The organism is Okeania sp. SIO3B5 (genome assembly GCF_010692555.1).
GTDB lineage: Bacteria > Cyanobacteriota > Cyanobacteriia > Cyanobacteriales > Microcoleaceae > Okeania.
This window is the reverse complement of the sequence record NZ_JAAHHG010000715.1, coordinates 1-4191: the sequence shown is the minus strand read 5'-3', so window position 1 is coordinate 4191 and position 4191 is coordinate 1. Positions and strand designations below refer to the sequence as shown.

Annotated in this window: 3 protein-coding genes and 1 pseudogene; 3 read left to right on the top strand and 1 reads right to left on the bottom strand. The window is 38.2% G+C overall.

The window, feature by feature from the left end:
- Nucleotides 1-82: 82 nt before the first annotated feature.
- Nucleotides 83-382, bottom strand: coding sequence for a hypothetical protein (locus F6K54_RS41390; protein ID WP_293090309.1), 300 nt, complete (start codon nt 380-382; stop codon nt 83-85).
- 1260 nt (nt 383-1642) lie between these two features.
- On the opposite strand from F6K54_RS41390, the pseudogene F6K54_RS41385 reads away from it, so the two are divergent.
- The 3 genes and pseudogenes from F6K54_RS41385 to F6K54_RS43635 form a co-directional block, all read left to right on the top strand.
- Nucleotides 1643-2878 (top strand): annotated as a pseudogene (locus F6K54_RS41385) (reverse transcriptase domain-containing protein); the annotation flags it as partial.
- A gap of 147 nt (nt 2879-3025) precedes the next feature.
- Entirely contained in the window at nt 3026-3739 is a 714-nt protein-coding gene (locus tag F6K54_RS41380; RefSeq protein WP_366558395.1) for a group II intron maturase-specific domain-containing protein, read from the top strand.
- Nucleotides 3736-3846 carry a helix-turn-helix domain-containing protein gene (locus tag F6K54_RS43635; RefSeq protein ID WP_366558394.1) on the top strand — a complete coding sequence of 37 codons (111 nt, stop codon included), beginning with the start codon at nt 3736-3738 and terminating at the stop codon, nt 3844-3846. The genes F6K54_RS41380 and F6K54_RS43635 overlap by 4 nt, the downstream gene beginning before the upstream one ends.
- Nucleotides 3847-4191: the final 345 nt, after the last annotated feature.

Here is a 4191-nt window from a genome sequence, read left to right as displayed (position 1 = left end):
CTTCCTTCTTCCTTCTTCCTTCTTCCTTCTTCCTTCTTCCTTCTTCCTTCTTCCTTCTTCCTTCTTCCTTCTGCTATATTAGTTATTTGAACTTAGAAACTGCACTATCAAAAGCTCCGTGTAAATCATTCCAAGCCTTTTCAAAACCAACTTTTACATCTTTCCATGCTTGTTCGCTTGAGTTTTGTAGTTCCTGAAATTTCACCTTTGCTGCATCACGTTTAGTGGACAATTCTTCTATCTTTTTGTAATAATTAATCGCCACATCAGCTTTAGCTTGTTTAGCTTTAGCTTTCATTTCATCAATTTGAGCATTAAGTTTATCAATTTGAGCTTTTGCTTTAGCTTCGTATGCTTGTTTTGTTTCTGGTTTATTTGTCATAATTGTGACTGGATATTGATTTAATTGAAAACTATGTTTTGATCAAAAAATAGACTAATACTTTGACTCCTCAGACAGATTTAAAAGTTACCGAATTGCCAGAATAACTAGCTCTGATTAGTTAACTGAGTTACTAAGAATCAGAGATAATATATATTGTCTATATTTATTTATATATGATTGTAATAATTGCTTAGATTTTTGTCAACAATACATGACAATATATAACAATATGTCAAGATTTATTTTCCTCAATCTCTAAATAAATTAAACTGCCCAATATGAATATAGATTTAGTGTAAGCATTCAGCTATTAGCGGTCAGCTTTTAGCTGTTTCATAGATAATTTATATATACTACTAAGGTCAAGGTCAGTTTTTTTCCAATACTTTATAATTATCCTTAAATTTTTTAATACTAATTCCTGCTCTCAAGGCAATGAATTAATAGCTGATAGCTGATAGCTGACGGCTGAATGCTTACGATTTAGTTATATTCCTAGAGGTAATCTGCTTTTCATGTTATAATTATAAGTTTGGCTATTTTTAAATGTTTCCATAGTGATATTGGACTAGGGCTAGTAACTGTTGGCTATAATCTGGTATAATCGCGTGATAACCTCCCAATTATCTATATCTATGTTACTAGGATTCAAAACTGAGTGCGACTCGTTGGCTAGTAAAACCACCGTAAGGTAGGTATAACAAGCCTTTCAATTCAAAACATGATGTAAAAGCATCGACTTGAAAAACTCTTATGACCTTGTAGGTGAAATTCCTACCGCCTAGTTGTTGGGCTGACAGCGTAGGTCACAGGGTAGAGACTGAACATCAATCCCTGAAGCTGACCTAAATGCGAGACAATACCAGTTACCAGGAACAATATCGCTAGCAGAGGCTGATATGTGGACGAACAGGAAGGCAATCAAACTCTCGTCAGAATCAACCATTCTGAAGGTAGCTATGGAATGTAGGACAAAAGTCAGAGGGATTTATGGATGATATTATTCAGTTGATACCATCAACAACCGTACCGCACCCTCCGGGAGATTTTGCCCCACTAAATCGGTCGTAATAAAGGCATAAGGGAACGAGGAAACCTCCTTAAGACACCTAAGTATATAGGTCGATTAACTTAGGAAGCCATTCAAGGTCAGTCTACGCAAATGGTCGTAGGTTTTAAGGAGAGTAGGATTGGGTAAAAAGCATAACTATGCTGACGTACCCACTTTTGAGCGCAATGTAAAGCAATGAAAACGTAATGAATAAAGCCAAAATACTAAAGAAGAAATTAGGGTCACCTAAAGCATTCTCAAGTGTGGTATGGGATACATACAATATACCCTCACAAGCATCCATTAACCCAACACTCAAATGGAGGGACATAAACTGGAAGCAAGTCGAGAAGTATGTATTCAAATTGCCAAAATTGATTTACAGAGCATCCAGTCGTGGCGAACTCCGCAAGATGCGCAAATACCAAAGACTTCTGACAAAAAGTTACTACGCAAGGCTGCTAGCTGTTAGGCGCGTAACACAAGACAACCAGGGTAAGAAGACCGCCGGGGTAGACGGAATCAAAAACCTGACACCCATACAAAGACTTAACTTGGTTGACATATTAAGAACACGCCCTCTCAAAGCAAGCCCAACCCGCAGAGTTTGGATACCAAAACCAGGAACAGAAGAGAAACGCCCTTTAGGCATTCCAACAATGTACGACAGAGCGTTACAAGCCTTGGTTAAGTTAGGTATGGAACCAGAATGGGAAGCACGCTTTGAACCTAATAGCTATGGTCTTTTCCGGGGGTCAGCCCATGATGCCATACAAGCCATCTATGTCAGCATCAACAAAAAACCAAAATATGTTCTAGATGCTGACATATCCAAATGTTTTGACCGAATTAACCATGATGCGCTACTAGGAAAGATGGGAAAAACGCCCTACAGACGATTAATCAAGCAATGGTTAAAATCTGGAGTGTTTGACAATAATCAATTCCTAGAATCTATGGAAGGTACACCACAGGGAGGGGTCATATCGCCCTTACTAGCAAACATCGCTTTACACGGTATGGAAGAAAGGCTAATAGAGGAAATAGAAAAAACACCTCTTAAATATCCTAATGGACAAACAATGTCAAAAAGAGGTAAACGCCAAAGCCTATCTTTAATACGCTACGCGGATGACTTCGTTATCCTACATGAAGATATCAAAGTAGTATTACAAGCAAAAACCGTGATACAAGAATGGTTAAACCAGGTAGGATTGGAACTAAAACCTCCAAAAACTAGAATTACCCATACCTTAGAAGAATATGAAGGTAACAAACCTGGATTTGACTTCTTAGGATTCACAATCAGGCAATGGAAAGTTAAGTCAGCCACACAGGGTTATAAGACACTAATCAAACCATCCGCTAAGAGTATTAAAACCCATTATCGGAAGCTAGCAGAAATATGTGATTGTCACAAAACTGCACCAGTAAGGGTACTAATATCATGTCCGGTTGAACAGTGATAAATAAATAACTACGGAGGAGTCAGTCCTCAGGAGTCAGGAGTCAGGAGGAAAGAGGGAAGAAAGAAGAACAACAGCAGAAGAAGGAGAAAGTTTTTTTATAACTAATTATCCGGACATGATATAATAGCCAAACTGAACCCGGTAATTAGAGGATGGGCTAACTACTTCTCATCCCAAGTCAGTAAGGAAATATTCAGCAAATTGGATATGCTTCTATGGAAAAGACTATGGCGCTGGGCAAGCAGAAGGCATCCAAATAAATCAGACACCTGGGTAAAGAATAAGTATTTCCCCAGACGAGGAACCAGGAACTGGATTCTGAACAATGGCGAATATATACTAAATCAACACTCAGATGTACCTATTATCAGGCACATTAAAGTAAAAGGTAATAAATCTCCCTATGACGGTGACTGGACTTATTGGGGTAACAGAATTGGCAAATATCCTGGAATGAGAAAAGAAGTAACTACACTGCTAAAACGTCAGAAGAACAAATGCGCATACTGTGGACTAACCTTTAAACCAGATGACCTTATGGAAATAGACCATATAAAACCTAAGTCTAAAGGCGGTGACAACACACATAAAAATAAACAATTGTTGCACCGACACTGTCACGATGCAAAAACTGCCTTAGATCACAAAAAACACCCAAAACCAAGGTCACAAGACTTACCTGAAGGTGATATATGGGTTGACGATATACTGATACTAAGGGAGGGGGATGTGCCTATGACAAAGGGCATTCAAGAGAGGAGCCGTGATGAGGTGAAAGTCTCACGTCCGGTTCTGAAGACGAGCAGGCTTTATAAAGGAGTAATCTGGAAATGAGCTTGCTTAGTTTAACATTACACCCAAATAATAAACAAAAAAACTTGCTGGCCAAACACGCAGGTGTGGCGCGTCATGCAAATAAATTGGGGACTATGGTTAACTAGGAACATCCACATAGCACAATTCAAATAATCCTGATAGTAAACTTAAATTTCCTACTGCAAACGAATACGCATAAACTTTTAGTAGCAATGGTTAAACCTAATAACTATTAGCTTCATTTTATGATATGGTGTTAAATTGAATTGCCTAAAATAATACTGTGTATAGCTTTGATATTTTTAAAATTTATGGTTTATACCTTTGATGTCAGGTCTCTCATAAACACCATTTAGGATACCCACTAGCTCTGTGGAATAAAATTAATATCATGTCCGGTAGCATCGGAGCGTGTATAAAATTAAGGTGACACTCTTGAGAAAACCTTCTGCCTCCTGCCTCCTGCCTCC

What these genes read in the sequence shown, in the direction of transcription:
- F6K54_RS41390 (WP_293090309.1), bottom strand. Translation starts at nt 382, where the DNA reads ATGACAAATAAACCAGAAACAAAACAAGCATACGAAGCTAAAGCAAAA.
- F6K54_RS43635 (WP_366558394.1), top strand. Translation starts at nt 3,736, where the DNA reads ATGAGCTTGCTTAGTTTAACATTACACCCAAATAATAAACAAAAAAAC.